Source organism: Paenisporosarcina antarctica (genome assembly GCF_004367585.1).
In the GTDB taxonomy this organism is placed as follows: domain Bacteria; phylum Bacillota; class Bacilli; order Bacillales_A; family Planococcaceae; genus Paenisporosarcina; species Paenisporosarcina antarctica.
In genome coordinates this window covers 2,234,433-2,253,007 of sequence record NZ_CP038015.1, presented here as the reverse complement: position 1 = coordinate 2,253,007, position 18,575 = coordinate 2,234,433, and the positions used below count along the sequence as shown (strand labels likewise).

The 18,575-nt window shown below is 36.0% G+C and carries 23 protein-coding genes; all 23 read left to right on the top strand.

Annotated elements, in window-relative coordinates; all coding sequences use genetic code 11:
• The first annotated feature begins 3 nt into the window (after nucleotides 1–3).
• The 23 genes from E2636_RS11220 (at nucleotide 4) to E2636_RS11115 (ending at nucleotide 18,517) form a co-directional block, all read left to right on the top strand.
• Complete coding sequence (locus tag E2636_RS11220) at nucleotides 4–522, top strand: DUF1850 domain-containing protein (RefSeq protein ID WP_134210264.1); 519 nt, start codon at nucleotides 4–6, stop codon at nucleotides 520–522.
• Nucleotides 512–2,539 carry a TRAP transporter permease gene (locus tag E2636_RS11215; RefSeq protein ID WP_134210263.1) on the top strand — a complete coding sequence of 676 codons (2,028 nt, stop codon included), beginning with the start codon at nucleotides 512–514 and terminating at the stop codon, nucleotides 2,537–2,539. Before E2636_RS11220 ends, E2636_RS11215 begins: the two co-directional genes overlap by 11 nt.
• Before the next feature lie 183 nt (nucleotides 2,540–2,722).
• Nucleotides 2,723–2,848, top strand: a complete 126-nt coding sequence (locus tag E2636_RS19570) for a hypothetical protein (RefSeq protein WP_017379397.1) — start codon at nucleotides 2,723–2,725, stop codon at nucleotides 2,846–2,848.
• Nucleotides 2,849–3,188: 340 nt separating this feature from the next.
• Nucleotides 3,189–3,572 carry a DUF302 domain-containing protein gene (locus tag E2636_RS11210; protein ID WP_134210262.1) on the top strand — a complete coding sequence of 128 codons (384 nt, stop codon included), beginning with the start codon at nucleotides 3,189–3,191 and terminating at the stop codon, nucleotides 3,570–3,572.
• Nucleotides 3,573–3,930: 358 nt separating this feature from the next.
• Nucleotides 3,931–4,158 carry a sulfurtransferase TusA family protein gene (locus E2636_RS11205; RefSeq protein ID WP_134211792.1) on the top strand — a complete coding sequence of 76 codons (228 nt, stop codon included), beginning with the start codon at nucleotides 3,931–3,933 and terminating at the stop codon, nucleotides 4,156–4,158.
• Nucleotides 4,159–4,194: 36 nt separating this feature from the next.
• Nucleotides 4,195–4,674 (top strand): DsrE/DsrF/DrsH-like family protein, encoded by a 480-nt coding sequence (locus E2636_RS11200; RefSeq protein ID WP_134210261.1) that lies wholly within the window; start codon nucleotides 4,195–4,197, stop codon nucleotides 4,672–4,674.
• 116 nt (nucleotides 4,675–4,790) lie between these two features.
• A complete protein-coding gene (locus E2636_RS11195) occupies nucleotides 4,791–5,087 on the top strand; it encodes a rhodanese-like domain-containing protein (RefSeq protein ID WP_134210260.1) in 297 nt (98 codons plus the stop codon).
• Nucleotides 5,088–5,140: 53 nt separating this feature from the next.
• Complete coding sequence (locus E2636_RS11190) at nucleotides 5,141–5,716, top strand: sulfurtransferase TusA family protein (RefSeq protein ID WP_134210259.1); 576 nt, start codon at nucleotides 5,141–5,143, stop codon at nucleotides 5,714–5,716.
• A gap of 19 nt (nucleotides 5,717–5,735) precedes the next feature.
• Nucleotides 5,736–6,128 carry a DsrE/DsrF/DrsH-like family protein gene (locus E2636_RS11185; protein WP_134210258.1) on the top strand — a complete coding sequence of 131 codons (393 nt, stop codon included), beginning with the start codon at nucleotides 5,736–5,738 and terminating at the stop codon, nucleotides 6,126–6,128.
• A gap of 44 nt (nucleotides 6,129–6,172) precedes the next feature.
• Nucleotides 6,173–7,300, top strand: coding sequence for an MBL fold metallo-hydrolase (locus tag E2636_RS11180; RefSeq protein ID WP_134210257.1), 1,128 nt, complete (start codon nucleotides 6,173–6,175; stop codon nucleotides 7,298–7,300).
• 73 nt (nucleotides 7,301–7,373) lie between these two features.
• Nucleotides 7,374–8,150 carry a sulfite exporter TauE/SafE family protein gene (locus E2636_RS11175; RefSeq protein ID WP_134210256.1) on the top strand — a complete coding sequence of 259 codons (777 nt, stop codon included), beginning with the start codon at nucleotides 7,374–7,376 and terminating at the stop codon, nucleotides 8,148–8,150.
• 55 nt (nucleotides 8,151–8,205) lie between these two features.
• Nucleotides 8,206–8,553 (top strand): DsrE/DsrF/DrsH-like family protein, encoded by a 348-nt coding sequence (locus tag E2636_RS11170; RefSeq protein WP_134210255.1) that lies wholly within the window; start codon nucleotides 8,206–8,208, stop codon nucleotides 8,551–8,553.
• Nucleotides 8,554–8,571: 18 nt separating this feature from the next.
• Nucleotides 8,572–8,952, top strand: a complete 381-nt coding sequence (locus E2636_RS11165) for a hypothetical protein (RefSeq protein WP_017379387.1) — start codon at nucleotides 8,572–8,574, stop codon at nucleotides 8,950–8,952.
• A 556-nt stretch (nucleotides 8,953–9,508) separates the two neighbouring features.
• Nucleotides 9,509–9,874: a hydrogenase maturation nickel metallochaperone HypA/HybF gene (locus E2636_RS11160; RefSeq protein WP_134210254.1), complete on the top strand. Its 366-nt coding sequence runs from the start codon at nucleotides 9,509–9,511 to the stop codon at nucleotides 9,872–9,874.
• Complete coding sequence (gene hypB / locus E2636_RS11155; protein ID WP_134210253.1) at nucleotides 9,864–10,523, top strand: hydrogenase nickel incorporation protein HypB; 660 nt, start codon at nucleotides 9,864–9,866, stop codon at nucleotides 10,521–10,523. Before E2636_RS11160 ends, hypB begins: the two co-directional genes overlap by 11 nt.
• Nucleotides 10,508–12,811 (top strand): carbamoyltransferase HypF, encoded by a 2,304-nt coding sequence (gene hypF / locus E2636_RS11150; RefSeq protein WP_134210252.1) that lies wholly within the window; start codon nucleotides 10,508–10,510, stop codon nucleotides 12,809–12,811. The genes hypB and hypF overlap by 16 nt, the downstream gene beginning before the upstream one ends.
• A 19-nt stretch (nucleotides 12,812–12,830) precedes the next feature.
• Nucleotides 12,831–13,064 (top strand): HypC/HybG/HupF family hydrogenase formation chaperone, encoded by a 234-nt coding sequence (locus E2636_RS11145; protein ID WP_134210251.1) that lies wholly within the window; start codon nucleotides 12,831–12,833, stop codon nucleotides 13,062–13,064.
• Complete coding sequence (gene hypD, locus E2636_RS11140; RefSeq protein ID WP_134210250.1) at nucleotides 13,039–14,145, top strand: hydrogenase formation protein HypD; 1,107 nt, start codon at nucleotides 13,039–13,041, stop codon at nucleotides 14,143–14,145. The genes E2636_RS11145 and hypD overlap by 26 nt, the downstream gene beginning before the upstream one ends.
• 3 nt (nucleotides 14,146–14,148) lie before the next feature.
• Nucleotides 14,149–15,159, top strand: coding sequence for a hydrogenase expression/formation protein HypE (gene hypE, locus E2636_RS11135; protein WP_134210249.1), 1,011 nt, complete (start codon nucleotides 14,149–14,151; stop codon nucleotides 15,157–15,159).
• A gap of 55 nt (nucleotides 15,160–15,214) precedes the next feature.
• Nucleotides 15,215–15,742 (top strand): cytochrome b5 domain-containing protein, encoded by a 528-nt coding sequence (locus E2636_RS11130; protein WP_134210248.1) that lies wholly within the window; start codon nucleotides 15,215–15,217, stop codon nucleotides 15,740–15,742.
• Nucleotides 15,743–16,648, top strand: coding sequence for a hydrogenase small subunit (locus tag E2636_RS11125; RefSeq protein ID WP_134210247.1), 906 nt, complete (start codon nucleotides 15,743–15,745; stop codon nucleotides 16,646–16,648). It abuts the gene before it with no gap.
• On the top strand, nucleotides 16,641–18,047 hold the full coding sequence (locus E2636_RS11120; RefSeq protein WP_134210246.1) for a nickel-dependent hydrogenase large subunit: 1,407 nt from the start codon (nucleotides 16,641–16,643) through the stop codon (nucleotides 18,045–18,047). Before E2636_RS11125 ends, E2636_RS11120 begins: the two co-directional genes overlap by 8 nt.
• Entirely contained in the window at nucleotides 18,047–18,517 is a 471-nt protein-coding gene (locus E2636_RS11115; RefSeq protein WP_134210245.1) for a hydrogenase maturation protease, read from the top strand. Before E2636_RS11120 ends, E2636_RS11115 begins: the two co-directional genes overlap by 1 nt.
• Nucleotides 18,518–18,575 lie beyond the last annotated feature (58 nt).

Genomic DNA, 18,575 nt, shown 5'->3' with positions numbered 1-18,575 from the left:
TAAATGAAAAAACGCACAATCCTTTCTTTTGGTGTAATTATGATAAGCATATTTCTCCTAAGTGCGTTTATCCCTTATAAATGGAGTTTTGTCTTCTTCGAGCAACGGACAACTCATACAGTTGCCTATCTTCCCCTTCAAAATGAGAAGAGTTTCCAAATTCGATATACGCATTCTATTCATTTATCAGATGTTTTAGAAACATATAAAGTTTCTAAAAGACATAATATTCAACTTTCATCCCTCGAATATGAAGATTTTGCAATTGGTATGCCATCTGGAGCAGGAAAAGGAGAGAACTTTGTCGAAAAAGAGGGTAAGTATTACATAACGAATATGTCACAAGTTTTTCCTTCATTTGATTTACATGTGGGAGATATTGAACGTGATTTAGCATTTCGTTATGTTGATTATGAATATAATTTAAAAAACTATTTAACGAGAGGCGAAACGTATACTTTCCAAGTAGCACGTTTGTCACTTGTTGATCAAGTGAAAGGAGCGAGGCTTCGTGAGCGATAAAACGAACGGTACTGAACATAGCGAACAGTTTGAACAACTGTCTGTTGAAGAGCAACGACAAATATTACAAAAGTATGACCCCGAATCCAACACGCGGGACTTACAAGGAATTATGCTTAAAGTCGTATTCTTTGGACTATTAGCCTTTTCATTATTTCAATTGTATACAGCTATTTTTGGGCAGTACACTGCCTACTTGCAAAGGTCCATCCATTTAGGATTTGCTTTATCACTTATCTTTTTACTGTTCCCTGCCATAAAAAAAGGGAACAAAACAAAGAGGAGAATTCCTTTTTATGATTACATTCTTTCTCTTCTTTCAATTGGTGTCGGCTCGTATTGGCCAATTATGGCCGATGAATTATACTATCGTGTTGGAAATGTAACAACACTCGATTTAGTTGTCGGTATATTAGCAGTATTATTAACGCTCGAGGCAACGCGACGTGCTGTAGGAATGCCAATTACTGTTATCGCTACAGCATTTTTAGCGTATGCATTTTTCGGACCATATTTCCCTGGCTTCTTGGCTCATCGTGGACAAGATTTAGAAAGTTTGGTTCAATTAATGTTCTTTACCACGGATGGTATTTTAGGTACACCACTTAGTGTATCTGCAACATTCATATTCGTCTTCTTGCTCTTTGGTGCTTTCCTCGTTAAGACGGGTGTAGGACAATATTTTAATGACTTGGCTGTAGCTTTTGCCGGTCACCTAATTGGAGGACCAGCTAAAGTAGCGATTTTCTCTAGTGCACTCCAAGGGACAATTTCAGGTAGTTCAGTAGCAAATGTAGTAACATCAGGTTCTTATACAATCCCAATGATGAAAAAACTTGGCTATAGAAAAGAATTTGCCGGTGGGGTAGAAGCGGCTGCATCAACTGGTGGACAACTTATGCCACCAATTATGGGAGCTGCAGCATTCTTAATGGTAGAATTCATCGGTGGTATTCAGTATTGGGATATTGCAAAGGCAGCAGCGATTCCAGCACTATTATATTTCACAGGTATTTGGATTATGACGCATTTTGAAGCAAAACGTTTAGGTTTACGTGGTTTGTCAAAGGAAGAAATGCCAGATCGTAAAGCGGTATTAAAGAAAATATATTTATTACTTCCAATTGTCGGAATTATCTTCTTCTTACTAAATGGAGTACCAACGATGCGCGCTGCGTTGTATGGTATTCTATTGACCATAATTGTTAGTGCATTTAATAAAGCTACACGTCTTAGTTTCAAGGATATGATTGAAGCTCTTGTAGATGGAGCGCGAACAGCTCTTGCGGTAGCAGCAGCAACTGCAGCGGCAGGTATTATTGTCGGAGTTGTTGTGAAAACAGGTCTTGGTTTAAGTTTAGCAAACGGATTAGTTTCAGCTTCAGGTGGGAATATCTTACTAACGCTATTCTTTACCATGTTAGCAGCTATTGTTCTAGGTATGGGTTCACCAACGACAGCAAACTATGTCATAACATCGACCATTGCAGCACCAGCTGTCATAACGCTGTTAATGCTTGATTTGCCAGAAGGGGCAGCGGTTCCTATAGCAATTGCATTATCTGCACATTTATTCGTGTTCTACTTTGGTATTGTTGCTGATATTACACCACCAGTTGCTTTAGCTGCATTTGCAGCATCTGGAGTTTCCGGTGGCGATCCAATTAGAACAGGTTTCGTTTCAGCAAAACTTGCCATAGCGGCATTTATCATTCCGTATATGTTCGTTTTATCACCCGAATTATTAATGATTGATACCACGATTCCACAGTTGATTTGGGTATTAATTACTGCAATTTCTGGTATGATTTCCATAGGAGCCGGTATGATTGGCTACTGGTATCGTCAAGTGAAATGGTATGAACGTATTTTAGCTGTCGGCGCTGGTATACTCCTTATTTATCCAGAAGGAATATCAGATACGATCGGTTTAACTTTGTTCCTATCATTATTCGCTATTCAATATTTTACTAGAGATAAGAGTCATGATAAGAAAAAAGCAATTCCAGTAGTGTAACTTACTAATTATCAAAAGAAGGTCGTAATGGATGTTGAATCCACTACGATCTTTTTTGATTTAACTGTAATGAAAGATAGTTTTTTCGACCATACTGAAAATATAAAACTAATTGAACTAATGTAACCATGACATGAATATTATGTAGTAAGTAAATTAAGTTTGATAAAAGGAGTGAATTAGATGGAGGATCGTTTGATCGAAAGCTTAGGACATTATTTTGTGTATCATAAGATTAGAGAACGTTACGGTCTTACGTTTGAACAATTTATTGACAAGTGGGAACGGGGAGTATGGAAAGCTTCTTAAGCTTGTTGTTAATCAAAAAAGGGGCTGTCTAATAAGTCCCTAAAATAAAACAGGTGAAGGAAAACGAGTCGTTTTTCTTCACCTGTTTTTATGTTTTTACTTATTGCTATTAAAAAGCAGTTGTCGGACTCCTACTACTATTAAGAGATTGTGTGCAAATGCCACATTCCCAAACTATATGAAAGAGGGCTGCCCTTAAAAGTCACTTTCTATGACTTTTGGGACAGCTCATTTATTTGAAGAATTTTTCGTTAACAACAGTTAGTATAGATTACTGGAGATTATTTTAATAATTATGATAATATACGGTAAGAACGAAAAATTTAAAGGAGGTAGTCATTTGTTTAATTATACTGTTGAAACAAAGAAAAGTGTTGAGGAGGCAATTAGTGCCTTAGAAACAAACTTAAAAGAAGAAAAATTCGGTATTTTGTGGATGTTTGATATTAAAGAAAAGCTTGAAGAAAAAGGTCTTGAGTTTGAAAAAGAGTTTAAAGTACTGGAAGTATGTAATCCTCAAGAAGCACAAAAAGTACTAATTGAAAATGAAATGGCGGGATATTTTTTACCTTGTAAAATTGTTGTGTATGAAAGTAATGGGAAAACAAAAATAGGCATGCCAAAACCAACGTCGCTTATTAGTATGTTAAACGATGACAAAATGGAGCAGTTTGCTAAAGATATAGAAGACCGATTAATTAGTTGTATAAGTAAAAGTATTTAATGGCTGTTAGTAGCTTGATTATCCCGACAGAATAATTACGAGGTTGACTCAAAGATCGTAGAAATAGGGCAAGAGTCAACTTTTCGTATGTATTTTATTGTGTTGCTATGAATATACATATAAGGGTATCTTAGAGACTAAGAGTTAGAATAAATTTTATACGTGAAACGTAGTTTCATCTATTTTAAAAAATATGGTGAAATGCAGACGAGGAAAATAGAATAGCAGATGCAGATGCTTGCTTGTATAATGTGTTGAATAAAATGTAGGGGTTGACTTCTTTTTTTTTTTCTAGTAATATACCCAGGGGGGTAAGAAAAATTAATGAAAACTATTATTGGAGGAATATAAAATGACTATGACTGTAGATAAAGTGTTAGATGCAAAAGGGTTAGCATGTCCAATGCCAATCGTTAAAACAAAGAAAGCAATAAATGAACTTGAAAGTGGTCAAATATTAGAAATTCATACAACAGATAAAGGCGCAAAAAATGATTTGACAGCTTGGGCTAAATCTGGTGGCCATGAATTAATGAAACACGAGGAAGAAAATGAAGTTCTAAAGTTTTGGATCAAAAAAGGTTAATTTTCGAGAAAATAATAAGCATTTAGGAGACAAAACATGACTGAAAAGAAAAGAACAACGATTGTATTATTTAGTGGAGATTATGATAAAGTGATGGCGGCATATATTATTGCTAATGGTGCAGCAGCTTATGATCATGAGGTAACCATTTTCCACACGTTTTGGGGTTTAAATGCATTACGTAAAGATGAGGATATAGAGGTTCCAAAAACCTTTATGGAAAAAATGTTTGGAAAAATGATGCCAAGAGGCGCAGATAAAATGGGCATTTCAAAAATGAACTTCGCAGGCTTCGGACCGAAGATGATCAAAGATGTAATGAAAAAGCATAATGCGTTGACTGTACCTCAATTAATTGAAATGGCACAAGAACAAGAAATTAAGTTAGTGGCATGTACAATGACGATGGACTTATTAGGCCTAAATCAAGTTGAATTATTAGACGACATTGAATATGCTGGTGTAGCTGCATATTTAGCTGACGCTCAAGAAGGAAATGTTAACTTATTCATATAAACCGTTTTAGGATATATCTCAATTACTTGATTTAGGGTGATTTTGATATAAGCTAAAAAGGGTATGGTAAGTAATGTGGCGATGAAATAAACAAAAAACGTAAGGAGGACTATACCATGAAAGAAATAACTGCAGAACAAGTTAAGTTAGTAGTAAGTCAAGGGAAGTCTATAAATATCCTCGATGTGCGCGAAGTGGATGAAGCAGCTTCTGGAAAAATTTCAGGAGCAGTTAACATCCCATTAGGGTTAATTGAATCACGTATGAATGAGCTAGATAAATCAAAAGAATATATAATGGTTTGTCGTTCAGGTGCTAGAAGTGGCCGTGCTACTAAGTTCCTTGATACTCAAGGATTTAATGTCATGAATATGACCGGCGGAATGCTTTCTTGGGAAGGTAATGTAGTTTAAAATTTTTTAAATTTAATAATACCCCAGAAGGTATAATAACAGGAGGTTTTAATTTGAATAACTTAAAAGCAAATGTAATTTTAGATGCAAAAGGATTAGCATGTCCAATGCCTATCGTGAAAACAAAAAAGGCAATGAATGCTTTAGAGGCTGGTCAGGTTTTAGAAGTTTTAGCAACAGATAAGGGATCAAAAGCTGATCTTAAAGCTTGGGCAGGCAGTACGGGGCATCAATATTTAGGTACGATAGAAGAAGGAACTATATTAAAGCATTATTTAAGAAAGTCATCAGGAGCTGAAACAAATGAACGTAAGCATCCAAATGTGGCAAATAATGAAGAACTCGATAATAAATTAAAAAATAATGATCAAATTGTTGTTCTTGATGTTAGAGAAGCGGCAGAATATGCATTTGACCATATTCCAAATTCACTCTCTATTCCTATGGGTGAATTAGAAAGTCGTATGAATGAATTAAACAAAGAAGACGAAATCTTTGTTATATGTCGTACTGGAAATAGAAGTGATTTTGCTGCACAAAAGTTAGCAGAAAATGGCTTTACAAATATAATCAATGTAGTACCAGGAATGAGTCAGTGGTCTGGAGAAACAACTAGTATAAACAACTAAAAATTAGGAGGAAAATTTAATGACTAGAGTAGCAATTATTGCAAGTAATGGTGGATTGTTTGACGCATACAAGGTGTTTAATATCGCAACAGCAGCAGCTGCAACAGATCAAGAAGTAGCTATCTTCTTCACATTTGAAGGGCTAAACTTAATTCATACAGAAGCATATCAACAACTTGAAATGCCTGAGGGTAAAGAACATTTTGCAGAAGGTTTTGCGAAAGCTAATGTTCCAGCCATTCCAGAATTGGTTGCAATGGCACAAGAAATGGGTGTTAAATTCATTGGTTGCCAAATGACAATGGATGTAATGGGTCTAGAAAAAGAAGCATTTGTTGATGGAATTGAAGTAGGCGGAGCTGTAACATTTTTAGAGTTTGCTAAAGATGCAGACGTAACGTTGACATTCTAATATTATTTTTTATAAGAAAATATACCATAGGGGGTAATTAAAAAATGACTGTAAATATACTAACTTCACATGATGTAACGAAAAAAGTATTTAATAAAGAAGAATTATTTATTTTAGATGTTCGCAATGAAAGTGATTTTCAAGATTGGAAAATTGAAGGGGAAAACTTTGAATTTCTAAATATACCGTACTTTGATTTACTTGATGGTGTTGAGGGAATAATGAATGATATTCCTACTGACAAAGAAATCTTGGTTGTATGTGCAAAAGTCGGATCTTCTATGATGATTGCAGAGATGCTATCTGACGCAGGACTAACGGTATCCTACTTAGAAGGTGGAATGAAAGCTTGGAGTGAACATTTAGAACCAGTTAAAGTTGGGAATCTTGAAGATGGTGGAGAAATTTATCAGTTCGTACGTATTGGTAAAGGTTGCTTATCTTATATGGTAGTCTCAAATGGTGAGGCGGCACTTATTGACTCTACAAGAATGACTGACGTCTATCTTGAATTTGCCGAAAGCATTGGGGCAAAAATCACACATGTATTTGATACACATCTTCATGCTGATCACATTTCTGGTGGACGCGTGATTGCTGAAAAAACAAATGCAACATACTGGTTGCCTCCAAAAGATGCAACAGAAGTAGTATTTGACTATCAAGCATTAGAAAATGGGAACGATGTAACAATAGGAGATACAACGATTAATATTCATGCTTTGTATTCACCAGGTCATACTATTGGATCAACCTCGTTTGTAGTCGATGATAAATTCTTGCTTTCAGGAGATATCTTATTTATTGATTCAATTGGAAGACCAGATTTAGCTGGAATGGCTGAAGATTGGGTAGTAGATCTTAGAGAAAGTCTTTATACACGATTCAAAGAATTATCTATGGATTTAATCGTTCTTCCAGCGCATTTCATGATCATTGATGAATTAAATGAAGATGGTAGTGTATCTAAAAAATTGGGAACATTATTTGAAAAAAATCATGGCTTAAATATTAAAGATGAAAATGAATTTAGAAAACTAGTGACAGAAAATTTACCACCACAACCAAATGCTTATCAAGAAATTCGTCAAACAAATATGGGAATTATTAGCCCTGATGATGAGAAACAACGTGAAATGGAAATTGGACCAAATCGCTGTGCAGTTCGATAAAGTCATACTATGTGAAAATTTATGAAATGAAGGAATCCAGTTTGGGTTCCTTTTCCTTGAAGGAGGTAAAATAATGGATTTAGGATTTATCATTACCATTTTCTTAATTGGATTTATTGGGTCCTATATATCGGGAATGCTCGGAATTGGTGGGTCAATAATAAAATACCCAATGCTTTTATACATTCCTCCAATGCTTGGTTTAGCGGCATTTAGTGCCCATGAAGTTGCTGGGATAAGTGCTATTCAAGTGTTTTTTGCGACAATTGGCGGTGTTTGGGTATACCGTAAAGGCGGCTATTTAAATAAAGATCTAATTATTTACATGGGAACAAGTATTTTAATTGGTAGCTTTATTGGTAGCTACGGATCAAAATTTATGAGCGAAGATGGCATTAATTTCACCTATGGTATTTTAGCTGCAATCGCTGCAATTATGATGTTTATACCGAAAAAGGGACTTGACGATACTCCTCTAGATCAAGTGAAATTCAATAAATGGCTTGCAGCTACACTTGCTGGGGTTGTAGGTATCGGAGCTGGGATTGTAGGTGCAGCAGGTGCATTTATATTAGTACCTATTATGCTTGTTGTATTAAAAATTCCAACACGTATGACGATTGCTTCTTCATTAGCCATAACATTTATTTCATCTATTGGTGCTACTATTGGGAAGATTACTACAGGACAAGTGGATTATTATCCGGCATTTATCATGGTAGTTGCTAGTTTAATCGCTGCACCTTTAGGAGCAATGGCAGGGAAAAAAATGAATACAAAAGTGTTACAAGTCACTTTGGCATTACTAATCCTTGGAACAGCTATAAAGATATGGATAGACATTTTATAATTTCGAAAACTAATTGAGTTCGTATTAATAGTTGAATATCGAAAGAAGGGCTTGTATGGCAAACAAGAAATTCATTTATTTTGTGTCGTTAAGTTCAAATGCAACCTATGTATTAAAGCAATCTATTGAAATGGTCAAGCAACATAATGAAGTGGTCCTTTTTTTTGACCTTGATGGTGCTAGGGTTTTAGATCAACGTTATTTAAAGAAATTGGATCGAACCCATGGCACCGATTTGGCTTTATTATTGAAACTTGCTTTAGAATCAGGAATCAAATTGTATGGATGTCAGATGAATGTCTTAATTGCAGATGGTTTAGAACTTGTTGATGGAGCTGAACTTGCTGGAGTTGTGACCTTTTTGGAATTAGCCTATACGGCTGATGCCGTACTAAGCTATTGAAGGAGGGAATCATATATCATGGAATCAAAAAAAGTAGTTGTATTAGCACTTCATGACGAACTAGAGTCAGCGTATCCTCCATTAAATATTGCAGTTGGAGCCGCTTCTTCAGGAGCAGATGTTATATTAGCCTTTTCTAGAAGTGGTGTAAATATCTTGGATAAAAGATATATTCCTATTCCATCTGAAGGCATCGAATATCTTTCAAATGCTATACATGATTTTAATGTTCCTACTATTCATGAGATGCTTGAAATTGCGGTTGAAATGGGAGTTCAATTATATGTTGTTGATTTAGATATTGATGATGAGTCTAACTTTATTTATCCTGCTGAACAAGTTCCGATTAAATGGATTTTAAATGAAGCTGTATCTGCAGACCTGTTTGTTCATTTTTAAATAATAGAGGCAAAACCAGTCCCTTAATGGATGGTTTTGCCTCTATTTTTTATATTTAAGGATTCTTTGCCATTCTCCTTCCAACAGGAAATCCTGCGGTGAGTGTTCGTCCTTTACTTCCCTATAACCTTGGGCACCGGATTTTGAATTTGGTTAATGAAAGAATTCTCACTAAATGTATAAAAAGTGATCGAAGACGTAATTTCGGTCACTCTTTTTTATATAGTGTAATTGAAAAATCAATAAATTAGCTGAGTTACAGCCCCAAACTATGAAGGAATACACCATGGCATAAAGGATAAAATACGAGATGGCCGATAGACAAAAAAGGTTATTTTGTTTGGTTTTTCTTAACGTGTTCTTTAAGAGCTGATATAAAGACTAAGCTGAAATGTGATAAACCAACTAATTTTACTCGCCAAATTTTTTTGTGAATCGATATAAAGTATGAAATAAAAAGAGCAAATTGACTATAATTGGCATTTACTATTTTTAGTTCTTTTTAGTAAAACTAAGCATAAAATTTACGAAGACTATTTAATGGAAGGTGATCTCAATGCATGAGATGTCGCTTATGTGGGAGATTATTAATCTCGTCTCTGATGATGCTAGATTAAAGGGTTTTAATAAAGTGAGTAAAATAGATGTGATTGTTGGAGATTTATCCAATGTATTACCTGATGCTCTAGAGTTAGCTTTTCTATATTTTAGAACTGATCAAATAAGCTTTATTGATGTAAGAACGGAATTACATATTATACGTGAGTTGGCCATAGCAAAATGTAAATCTTGTCAGCTGGAGTTTGAACCTGACTACAGGGTAGCACTTTGTCCAATGTGTGGACACCCGAACTGTCTACTTATTGCTGGTGAAACATTTAGAGTTGAATCATACGAAGGAAGTGATGAACATGAAAGTTAATCTTCGGGAAGATGTATTAAAAGATCACAATGTAGTAGCAAAGTTAAATAGAGAAATCTTCAAAAAAAATAACACGCTTGTCATTAACTTAATGAGTTCTCCCGGTGCTGGTAAAACGACATTACTCGAAGAAACAGTAAAATATTTAGTAAATAAATTTACAATTGCTGTCATTGAGGGAGATTTAGCGACAGACCGGGATGCACAACGATTACGTTTGCTTGGAATAAAAACGGTTCAAATAAACACGGTTGGAGGCTGTCATCTTGACGCAAGGATGATTGCTAAAATAATACCAGAATTTGACCTAAATCAAATTGACATCCTATTTATAGAGAATATCGGGAATCTCGTATGTCCATCCGGTTATGATTTAGGACAAGACTACAAAGTGGTTGTCTTAAGTGTACCGGAAGGCAATGATAAAATCCCTAAATATCCAGTGATGTTTAGACGTACAGATATAACCATCATTAATAAAATTGACCTCCTTCCATATGTTTCTTTCAGCATAGAAGAAGCGAAAAAAGATTTAGCAGCAATCAACCCTCAAGCTCAGTTACTAGAACTTTCCGCACAGACTGGTGAAGGGATTGAAGACTGGATAAAATGGATAAATGATGCGTACCTACAATGCGTAAAGCCTTAAAAATAATTGTGACGGGACGAATACAAGGGGTTGGTTTTCGTCCTTTTGTCTATTCACTTTCAATAAAGTATGACCTTACAGGGACAGTTCAAAATAACGTTGGCTGTGTAATTATCATTGTAGAAGGAAACGAAAAAAAGGTAAGTGACATGGTAAACGAATTAGAGTTGTCCCCACCACCATTATCAAAAATTAATGAAATACGCATTAATCAAATTCCTCTGAACGGCTATCTAGAGTTTTCTATTATCTCTAGTGAAATAAGTAGTGATGCTGTTCCTTGGATGTCTCCGGATGCTGCTATCTGTAAACACTGTCTAGAAGAATTGATGGACCCGCACAATCGACGTTTTCAATATCCATTCATAAATTGTACTCAATGCGGACCACGCTATACCATTATCGATAGCCTTCCCTATGACCGACCCAATACAACGATGAGAGAATTTGAAATGTGTCATCTTTGCCGAAAAGAATATGAAAATCCATTGAATCGGCGACACCACGCTCAACCAATTTGTTGTCCAGTGTGTGGACCTACCGTTACTCTTCATAATGAAAGAGGAGAATCCTTAACTGAACAACAACGAGCAGTTAATCACACAGTTGATCTATTAAAACAAGGAAAGATTATAGGTATTAAAGGAATAGGTGGCTACCATTTAGCTTGTGATGCTTATCAAGAGCGTGTTATTGACCAATTAAGACTTACAAAAAAACGACCGCAGCGACCATTGGCTATAATGGCAAAGTCCGTGGATGTTGCAAGAAAGTTTTGTAATATATCTACCAAGGAAGTGGAAATGCTTACTAGCCCAGAAATGCCTATTGTTGTGTTAAAGAAAAAAAGGGATGGTTTATTACCACAAAATTTATCACCAGGTTTATCTACTCTTGGAATTATGTTGCCTTACACACCTTTACATCATTTGTTGTTTGAGAATAGTGGGTTGGAATGCATGGTGATGACTAGTGCTAATTCTTCTGGTCTTCCTATTCACTATAAAGATGAATCTTTACCTAACATACAAGAAATGTGTGACTTTCTTTTAACACATAACCGCAATATACATTTTCCAATAGATGATTCTGTTGTTCAATGCAATGGAGAAAATACGTTATATCTTCGGCGTGCTAGAGGATTCGTTCCTGACCCTTTGGAAACAAATGCAAAAGTGGATCAACTAATTGCCTTAGGTGGAAATCAAAAAAATACGTTTGCAGTTGGAAAGAAAAATTATATAGTGATGAGTCCTCATATTGGTGATTTAGAAAACGAAGAAATGATTCACTCCTTTGAAGAGCAACTGCATCATTTTAAAGAATGGCTTGGAGTTGAAGAACCGTATATAGCAGTTGATAAACACCCTTTTTATGCATCTAACTCAATTGCTGAAAAACTGAAAAGTAAAGTGATTCCCATTCAACATCACCATGCTCATCATGTGTCTTGTATGGAAGATAACGGACTAGAGGAGCCTTGTTTAGGCATTATATTAGACGGAACAGGATACGGGGAAGACGGACACATTTGGGGATTTGAATTTTTATATGGAAATGGACATTCATTTGAACGTCTTGCGCATTTACAATATACCCCTCTTCCAGGAGGAGAGAAAGCAGTTAAAGAACCGTGGAGAAATGCAGTTGGAATGTTACTTTATTACTGGCCAATACAAGGAAAAGAATGGTCTACAAAACTATTTCCTGAGAAATTAAATGAGATTCACATAATTGAAAGCATGATTAACAATCACATAAATACGCCCATGGCAGGTACTTGTGGCCGCTTGTTTGATGCGATCAGTGCCATTCTTGGGGTTTGTTTAACGTCTACTTATGAAGGAGAAGCTGCAATCAAATTATCGGATGCTTTAGATGAACCCCAAATTGAATCGGATGAGAGTTATTCATTTCATTTAGAAACAAACAGTAAAAACCAAACTCAGCTCGACCTGTCTCCAATGATTTATCAAATCATTCAAGACAAATTAAACAACCATCCCAATACAAAAATCATTCAAACCTTTCATCGAACTATCGTTTCTTGTTGTGTTCAAACGGTTCAAAAACTAGTTGAAAATAGACCTGAATTGAATAAATCGGTAGTACTTTCTGGAGGATCATTTCAAAATATCTACTTAGTTAGGGAGATTAAAAGACGACTTCAAATTGAAGGCTTTAACGTCTACACACATAAAAACGTACCTTGCCATGATGGTGGCTTATCGATAGGACAAATAATAATTGCATCTCATGCTGTTAATAAAGTGCCAATGGATATTTAACTAAAGGTGGTGAAATTATATGTGTGTTGGAGTACCTGCACAAGTAGTCAAAATTGAAGACCATACAGCTTTAGTCGATGTTATGGGTTCTAGAATGTATGTGGGAATCATTTTTGTTCCTGAAGTTAAGGAAGATGATTTTGTGTTACTTCATGCAGGACAGGCATTAACCATAGTCGATGAAGAATTTGCAAAAGAAAGTATGGAAGAATGGAGGAAATTATTGAATGGTAAACATGGAGATTTTTTCTGATCCAACAATTGCTCGTCATTCGCTTGAAGCAGTTATTAAGTTAGCGGAAAGATTTAAAGAAAAAGAAGGTAGAATTCCAATATTTATGGAAGTATGTGGATCACACACCATGGCGTTTGCCAAAACGGGAATAAAAGCTAGATTAAAAGACCATATAGGCCTGATTGCTGGGCCAGGTTGCCCGGTATGTGTCACTGATCAAAAATCGATTGATGCCATGATTCAATTATCTGAAGAACCTAACAGAATTCTTTGTACCTTTGGTGACATGATGCGTGTGCCAGGCTCCAAGTTCACCTTGATGAAAGCTAAAACAGAAGGTAAGGATATCCGAGTCGTATACTCCCCGTTAGAAAGTGTGATAATTGCACAAGAAAATCCTGATAAGGAAGTCATTTTTTTAGGGATTGGATTTGAAACGACCATTCCCATACTTGCTCTTGCTGTTCGCGAGGCAGAGAGGAAGGAGTTAAAGAATTTCACCATATGGATGACAACGAAATTGGTAGAACCTGTATTAAGAGTCCTTCTTGATTCAGGTGAAGTTAAACTTGATGGGTTTATTTTACCTGGGCATGTCTCCATCGTTTTAGGAAAACAGAGTTACAATTTTTTAGCTGAAGAATATGAAATTTCAGGTGTAATAACTGGATTTGAGCCCGTACAATTACTTAGTAGTATGTATAAACTGCTAGAGCTTCTTCTAGAAAAAAAAGTAGATATCATCAATGATTATACATATGTAGTGAAAAATGAAGGGAATCTAGTTGCTCAAAACTTTCTAAAACAATATTTAGAACCTTATGACGAGGAATGGCGAGGTATGAGCACGATTCCTAATAGTGGATTAGTCCTTAAAGCAAAATACGCTCAATTTGATGCGAAAAAGAAGTTTAAGGTAGTTATAGAAGAGCCGAGAAAAACAAAATGTCGATGTGGTGAGATTATTCGAGGATTAATCACACCTGAACAGTGTATTTTGTTTGATAAAGCGTGTTCACCAACTAACCCGATTGGTCCCTGTATGGTTTCTACAGAAGGAACCTGTGCAGCTCATTATCAATACATGAGGGAGGAATAGAACTTGGTTCAGCGAATTAGTTTAGCTCATGGGGAAGGCGGTGAATTAACTCACCAACTCATACAACATGTATTTCTTAAATCTTTTGGCGATTCTGAACAGGTACAACTTGATTCTGCCATTGTTCAATGTCCTACACAAACGATCGCTGTCTCAACTGATAGTTACGTAGTCAAGCCTATTTTCTTTCCAGGAGGAAACATAGGAAAGTTAGCCATTACAGGGACAGTAAATGATTTAGCTGTATGTGGAGCAATACCTCACGTCATAACAGCTGCATTTATTATTGAAGAAGGGTTTGAGATTCCTAAATTAAAAAAGGTCGTTGAAAGTATGGCAGCAGAAGCCAAAAATGCTGGAGTGACAATCATTGCAGGTGATACAAAAGTAGTGGAAAAGGGTAGTGTAGATGGTTTATTTATTAATACTACTGGGATTGGATGGATTCAAGAGAAGCATCGACTAAAACCTGAAGCTATCCAAGAAGGCGATTCTGTTATCATAAGTGGCACAATAGGAGATCATGGTATTGCCATCCTCAGTGCACGTCAAGAGCATGGTTTGTTAACCGATGTCGAGAGTGATTGTGCAACATTAAATCACCTCATTCAAGAACTCGTAGAGGAAATTGAAGGTATTAGAATAATGCGAGATCCTACGCGAGGTGGATTAGCCACAACATTAGTAGAACTATGTGAAGATTTTCATTTTATTGTTGAATTAGACGAAGTATCTATTCCGATACGTAATGATGTTCAAGGTGCCTGTGACATTTTAGGTTTTGATCCTCTCTATCTAGCAAATGAAGGGAAAGTAGTTTTGATTATAGACCCAACTAATCAACATAAAGCACTTGAGATAATGAGGAAAAATGTATTTGGACAGAATGCAAGCATTATTGGTCATATTACTTCTAGTAATGTAGATACTGGAAAACTGCTATTAAAAACCCCTATGGGAACAACGAGGCGTCTTCACCGACTAACGGGTATGCTATTGCCTAGAATTTGTTAATTTTCTTAAGTCTGATGCATAGAATAAGATGTATCAGCCTTAAGGAGAGGACAAATTGCAAAATATTGAGTTGCTCAGGCTACAAATGAATAATCTTGTTACTCAGGCACGACAAGATATTTATACACTTTCTACCCAAGATGACTCATCAGTGAAACAACAGCTTCTACAACGATTATGGGATACACAATCATCCATCCATTTTATAAGTGAGTTGTTAGCTAATCAAGCCATTTCTAACTTGTATGTTACCCCTCTACAACAGCTAACACCTGTTAATTCGAGGAATACAAATCAACTACAAATTCCACCAATCACACCCTCACCTACCCTACCTTCTCAGCAAGCCAATCAACGTACCTTTACAATAGAAGAATTAGCTAACTACGATGGGAAAAATGGCAGAGCTGCTTATATTGCGGTAGATGGAATTGTTTATGATGTGACAAACAACAGGGCATGGGCAGCCGCTAGTCATTTTGGTTTAACAGCAGGAAAGGATTATACTGGAGAATTTGCATCTTGCCATGCAGGGCAACAATCGATTTTAGCTACACTACCAGTTGTAGGGAGGTTAAATTAAATGAAACCACATATTTTACCACCAGAACCAATGACAAATGAAGCGATTACTTCAAGATTAACAAACACAGTCATCGACAATATTAATAAAGGGCTCATTAAGAAAAAGAATTTAGTTTACTTAGAGTTAAATGGATGTTCTGGAAATATCATCTCTTTGTTAAATGGGCAAAATCCGGACTTTGAATATACATTAAATTCAATGGTGAATATTCGTTATTGCAATAGTTTAATGGCGTCCGAGGGAGAACAGGCCATCGAGAAACTGATGAATACGCTGGATGAAGACTATATATTAGCAGTTGAAGGTGCTGTAGCTTTAAGAAATAACGGTTTATACAATGTAATTGGGAGTTGGCAAGGCAAACCACTAACTGGTCTTCAGGCAGCGACAATGTTTGGAGAGAAAGCATCACATATTTTAGCGGTAGGTGCTTGTGCAACTCACGGTGGTGTATCTGCAGCGAAACCAAATCCATCACAATCAGTAGGATTACAAAAAGTTCTTCCTCAAAAGAAGATGATTAAACTGCCAGGGTGTCCTGTTCATCCAGATTGGTTTTTAGGGACATTAGCTCATCTCTTACTTTACGGGGAACCAGAAACCGATAACATGGATCGACCATTAATGTTTTATAGTTCGCTTATTCATGACCGATGTCCTAGAAGACCATTTTTTGACCGAGGTATTTTTGCCGAGAAATTAGGAGATAAAACTTGTTTATTTAAGCTTGGTTGCCGTGGTCCAGTTACTAGGGTTGATTGTCCAACGCGGCAATGGAATGGTCATGTGAACTGGCCAATTGGAGATGACACCCCTTGCATAGGTTGTGCTCAATTTGGTTTTCCAGATGCAATGGCTCCATTCATAAGCTACGATACGACGAAAGTGGTGAAGAATGAGTAGAAAAATTATTATTAATCCTTTGACTAGAATTAGTGGGTTTATGGAAATTGATGTAACCATAGAGAATAATCAAGTAATTGAAGCCAAAACGAAAGGGAATTTATTTCGAGGCTTTGAGCAAATGCTAGTAGGAAGAAATCCATTTGATGCAGTATACTTCACACAACGAATATGCGGTATTTGTTCTGCCGCACATTCCATGGCCTCATCATTAGCTTTAGAGGATGCCCTAAACATTAAGCCCATGGAACAAGGAAGATATTTACGAGACATTATTCATTGCTGCGAGTTTTTACAAAATCATATTCGCCATTTCTATCAGTACACCGTTCCAGACTTTGTAAAGATTGAACAAAATCCTCTTTTACTATCAGACCATGACGATTTCAGGTTACCAAAAGCAATAAATGATCGTATTTCACAGCACTACTTTGATTCACTTCCAATAAGTCGTCTTGCGCATCAAATGCTAGCAGTATTAGGGGGGAAAGCTCCCCATAATCATGGGGTCTTTATTGGCGGTATTTCAACTCAGGCAACAGCAGAAAAAGTCGTTCATATTGATTCCATTTTACAAAAAGTTACTCAATTTATTGATGAAAAAATGATTCCAGATGTATATGATATCGCTCACTATTATCAGGAATATTTTCACCTAGGAAAAGGCTACGGTAATCTTCTAACATATGGTTCTTTTAACAATTATAAAGATCTGGGTACATTATATGTTGATCCACTTGTCTCGAAAAATGGATCTCTGGAGACATTTGATGAAAAAAAAATACAGGAAAAAATTGATTATTCCTGGTACACGTCAAAAAAAAGCACGAATCAACCAAGTGAAGCAGTAACAGAGCCAGATATGGATAAAGAAAAAGCATATTCTTGGGTAAAAGCGCCGAGATACGACCATCTTCCTTTTGAGGTAGGTCCACTGGCAAGATTAATACTAAGTGGGGAGTATGACAATAGAATCTCAGCTATGGATCGAACCATTGCTAGAGCAATTGAAGCAAAGAAAATAGCAGAAATCATGAAGATCTTATTACAGCAAATTATTCCTGGAGTAGACGTACAAAAAAAATATGAACTCCCTGAAATAGCAGCTGGAAGAGGCTTAGTCGATACAACGAGAGGCGCACTTGGGCATTGGCTTGAAATTAAAGAAAAAAAGTTATCATTTTATCAAATAATAACTCCTTCAACATGGGACTTCTCTACTCGAGATAATAATGGATATAGAGGTGTTGCTGAAGAAGCGTTAATAGGTACACCTATTCAAAATCCCGACAAACCTGCAGAGATTGGAAGAATTCTTAGATCTTTTGATCCGTGTATGTCATGTGCAACTCATGTATACAGTCCAGGAAGACAAGTAAAAACGATAAAGGTGTTTTAATGGAAAGAATTATCGTATTGGGCATTGGCAATCAATTAATGATGGATGATGGTATTGGAATTTCTCTTGTGGAGGAACTGGAGAAACTTGATCAAACATCAAACATTCATTATTTAATTGGGGAATCAGATATTGATTATTGTATTGGAAAAATCGAAGAGGCCACATTTACTATTATTCTCGATGCTGTTTGTTCAGGTAAAGAAACTGGAGAAATTTCAATTTATTCTCTAGCTAATTTACATGAACATCAAACACTAGATATCTCACCACATAATCTTCATTTATTTCAAGTATTGTATCAACAAAGAGAGACAATTAAAGGGTTTCTTATTGGAGTGGAACCTTATGAAATATCATTCCATATTGGCATAAGCCAGACTTTAAATGAAAAATGGGATCAAATATTATTTGAAGTGAAAAAGACAATTGTCCAATTAATTATGAAAGAAAATATGTACATAGACTGATGCTTTGTTGATCAACTTTCAACAAACCTGAAATAAAAGAATTGGGTTAGTCTTTTTT

What these genes read in the sequence shown, in the direction of transcription:
- E2636_RS11220 (WP_134210264.1), top strand. Translation starts at nt 4, where the DNA reads ATGAAAAAACGCACAATCCTTTCTTTTGGTGTAATTATGATAAGCATA.
- E2636_RS19570 (WP_017379397.1), top strand. Translation starts at nt 2,723, where the DNA reads ATGGAGGATCGTTTGATCGAAAGCTTAGGACATTATTTTGTGTATCAT.
- E2636_RS11205 (WP_134211792.1), top strand. Translation starts at nt 3,931, where the DNA reads ATGACTGTAGATAAAGTGTTAGATGCAAAAGGGTTAGCATGTCCAATG.
- E2636_RS11200 (WP_134210261.1), top strand. Translation starts at nt 4,195, where the DNA reads ATGACTGAAAAGAAAAGAACAACGATTGTATTATTTAGTGGAGATTAT.
- E2636_RS11195 (WP_134210260.1), top strand. Translation starts at nt 4,791, where the DNA reads ATGAAAGAAATAACTGCAGAACAAGTTAAGTTAGTAGTAAGTCAAGGG.
- E2636_RS11185 (WP_134210258.1), top strand. Translation starts at nt 5,736, where the DNA reads ATGACTAGAGTAGCAATTATTGCAAGTAATGGTGGATTGTTTGACGCA.
- E2636_RS11180 (WP_134210257.1), top strand. Translation starts at nt 6,173, where the DNA reads ATGACTGTAAATATACTAACTTCACATGATGTAACGAAAAAAGTATTT.
- E2636_RS11175 (WP_134210256.1), top strand. Translation starts at nt 7,374, where the DNA reads ATGGATTTAGGATTTATCATTACCATTTTCTTAATTGGATTTATTGGG.
- E2636_RS11170 (WP_134210255.1), top strand. Translation starts at nt 8,206, where the DNA reads ATGGCAAACAAGAAATTCATTTATTTTGTGTCGTTAAGTTCAAATGCA.
- E2636_RS11165 (WP_017379387.1), top strand. Translation starts at nt 8,572, where the DNA reads ATGGAATCAAAAAAAGTAGTTGTATTAGCACTTCATGACGAACTAGAG.
- E2636_RS11160 (WP_134210254.1), top strand. Translation starts at nt 9,509, where the DNA reads ATGCATGAGATGTCGCTTATGTGGGAGATTATTAATCTCGTCTCTGAT.
- hypB (WP_134210253.1), top strand. Translation starts at nt 9,864, where the DNA reads ATGAAAGTTAATCTTCGGGAAGATGTATTAAAAGATCACAATGTAGTA.
- hypF (WP_134210252.1), top strand. Translation starts at nt 10,508, where the DNA reads ATGCGTAAAGCCTTAAAAATAATTGTGACGGGACGAATACAAGGGGTT.
- E2636_RS11145 (WP_134210251.1), top strand. Translation starts at nt 12,831, where the DNA reads ATGTGTGTTGGAGTACCTGCACAAGTAGTCAAAATTGAAGACCATACA.
- hypD (WP_134210250.1), top strand. Translation starts at nt 13,039, where the DNA reads ATGGTAAACATGGAGATTTTTTCTGATCCAACAATTGCTCGTCATTCG.
- E2636_RS11125 (WP_134210247.1), top strand. Translation starts at nt 15,743, where the DNA reads ATGAAACCACATATTTTACCACCAGAACCAATGACAAATGAAGCGATT.
- E2636_RS11120 (WP_134210246.1), top strand. Translation starts at nt 16,641, where the DNA reads ATGAGTAGAAAAATTATTATTAATCCTTTGACTAGAATTAGTGGGTTT.
- E2636_RS11115 (WP_134210245.1), top strand. Translation starts at nt 18,047, where the DNA reads ATGGAAAGAATTATCGTATTGGGCATTGGCAATCAATTAATGATGGAT.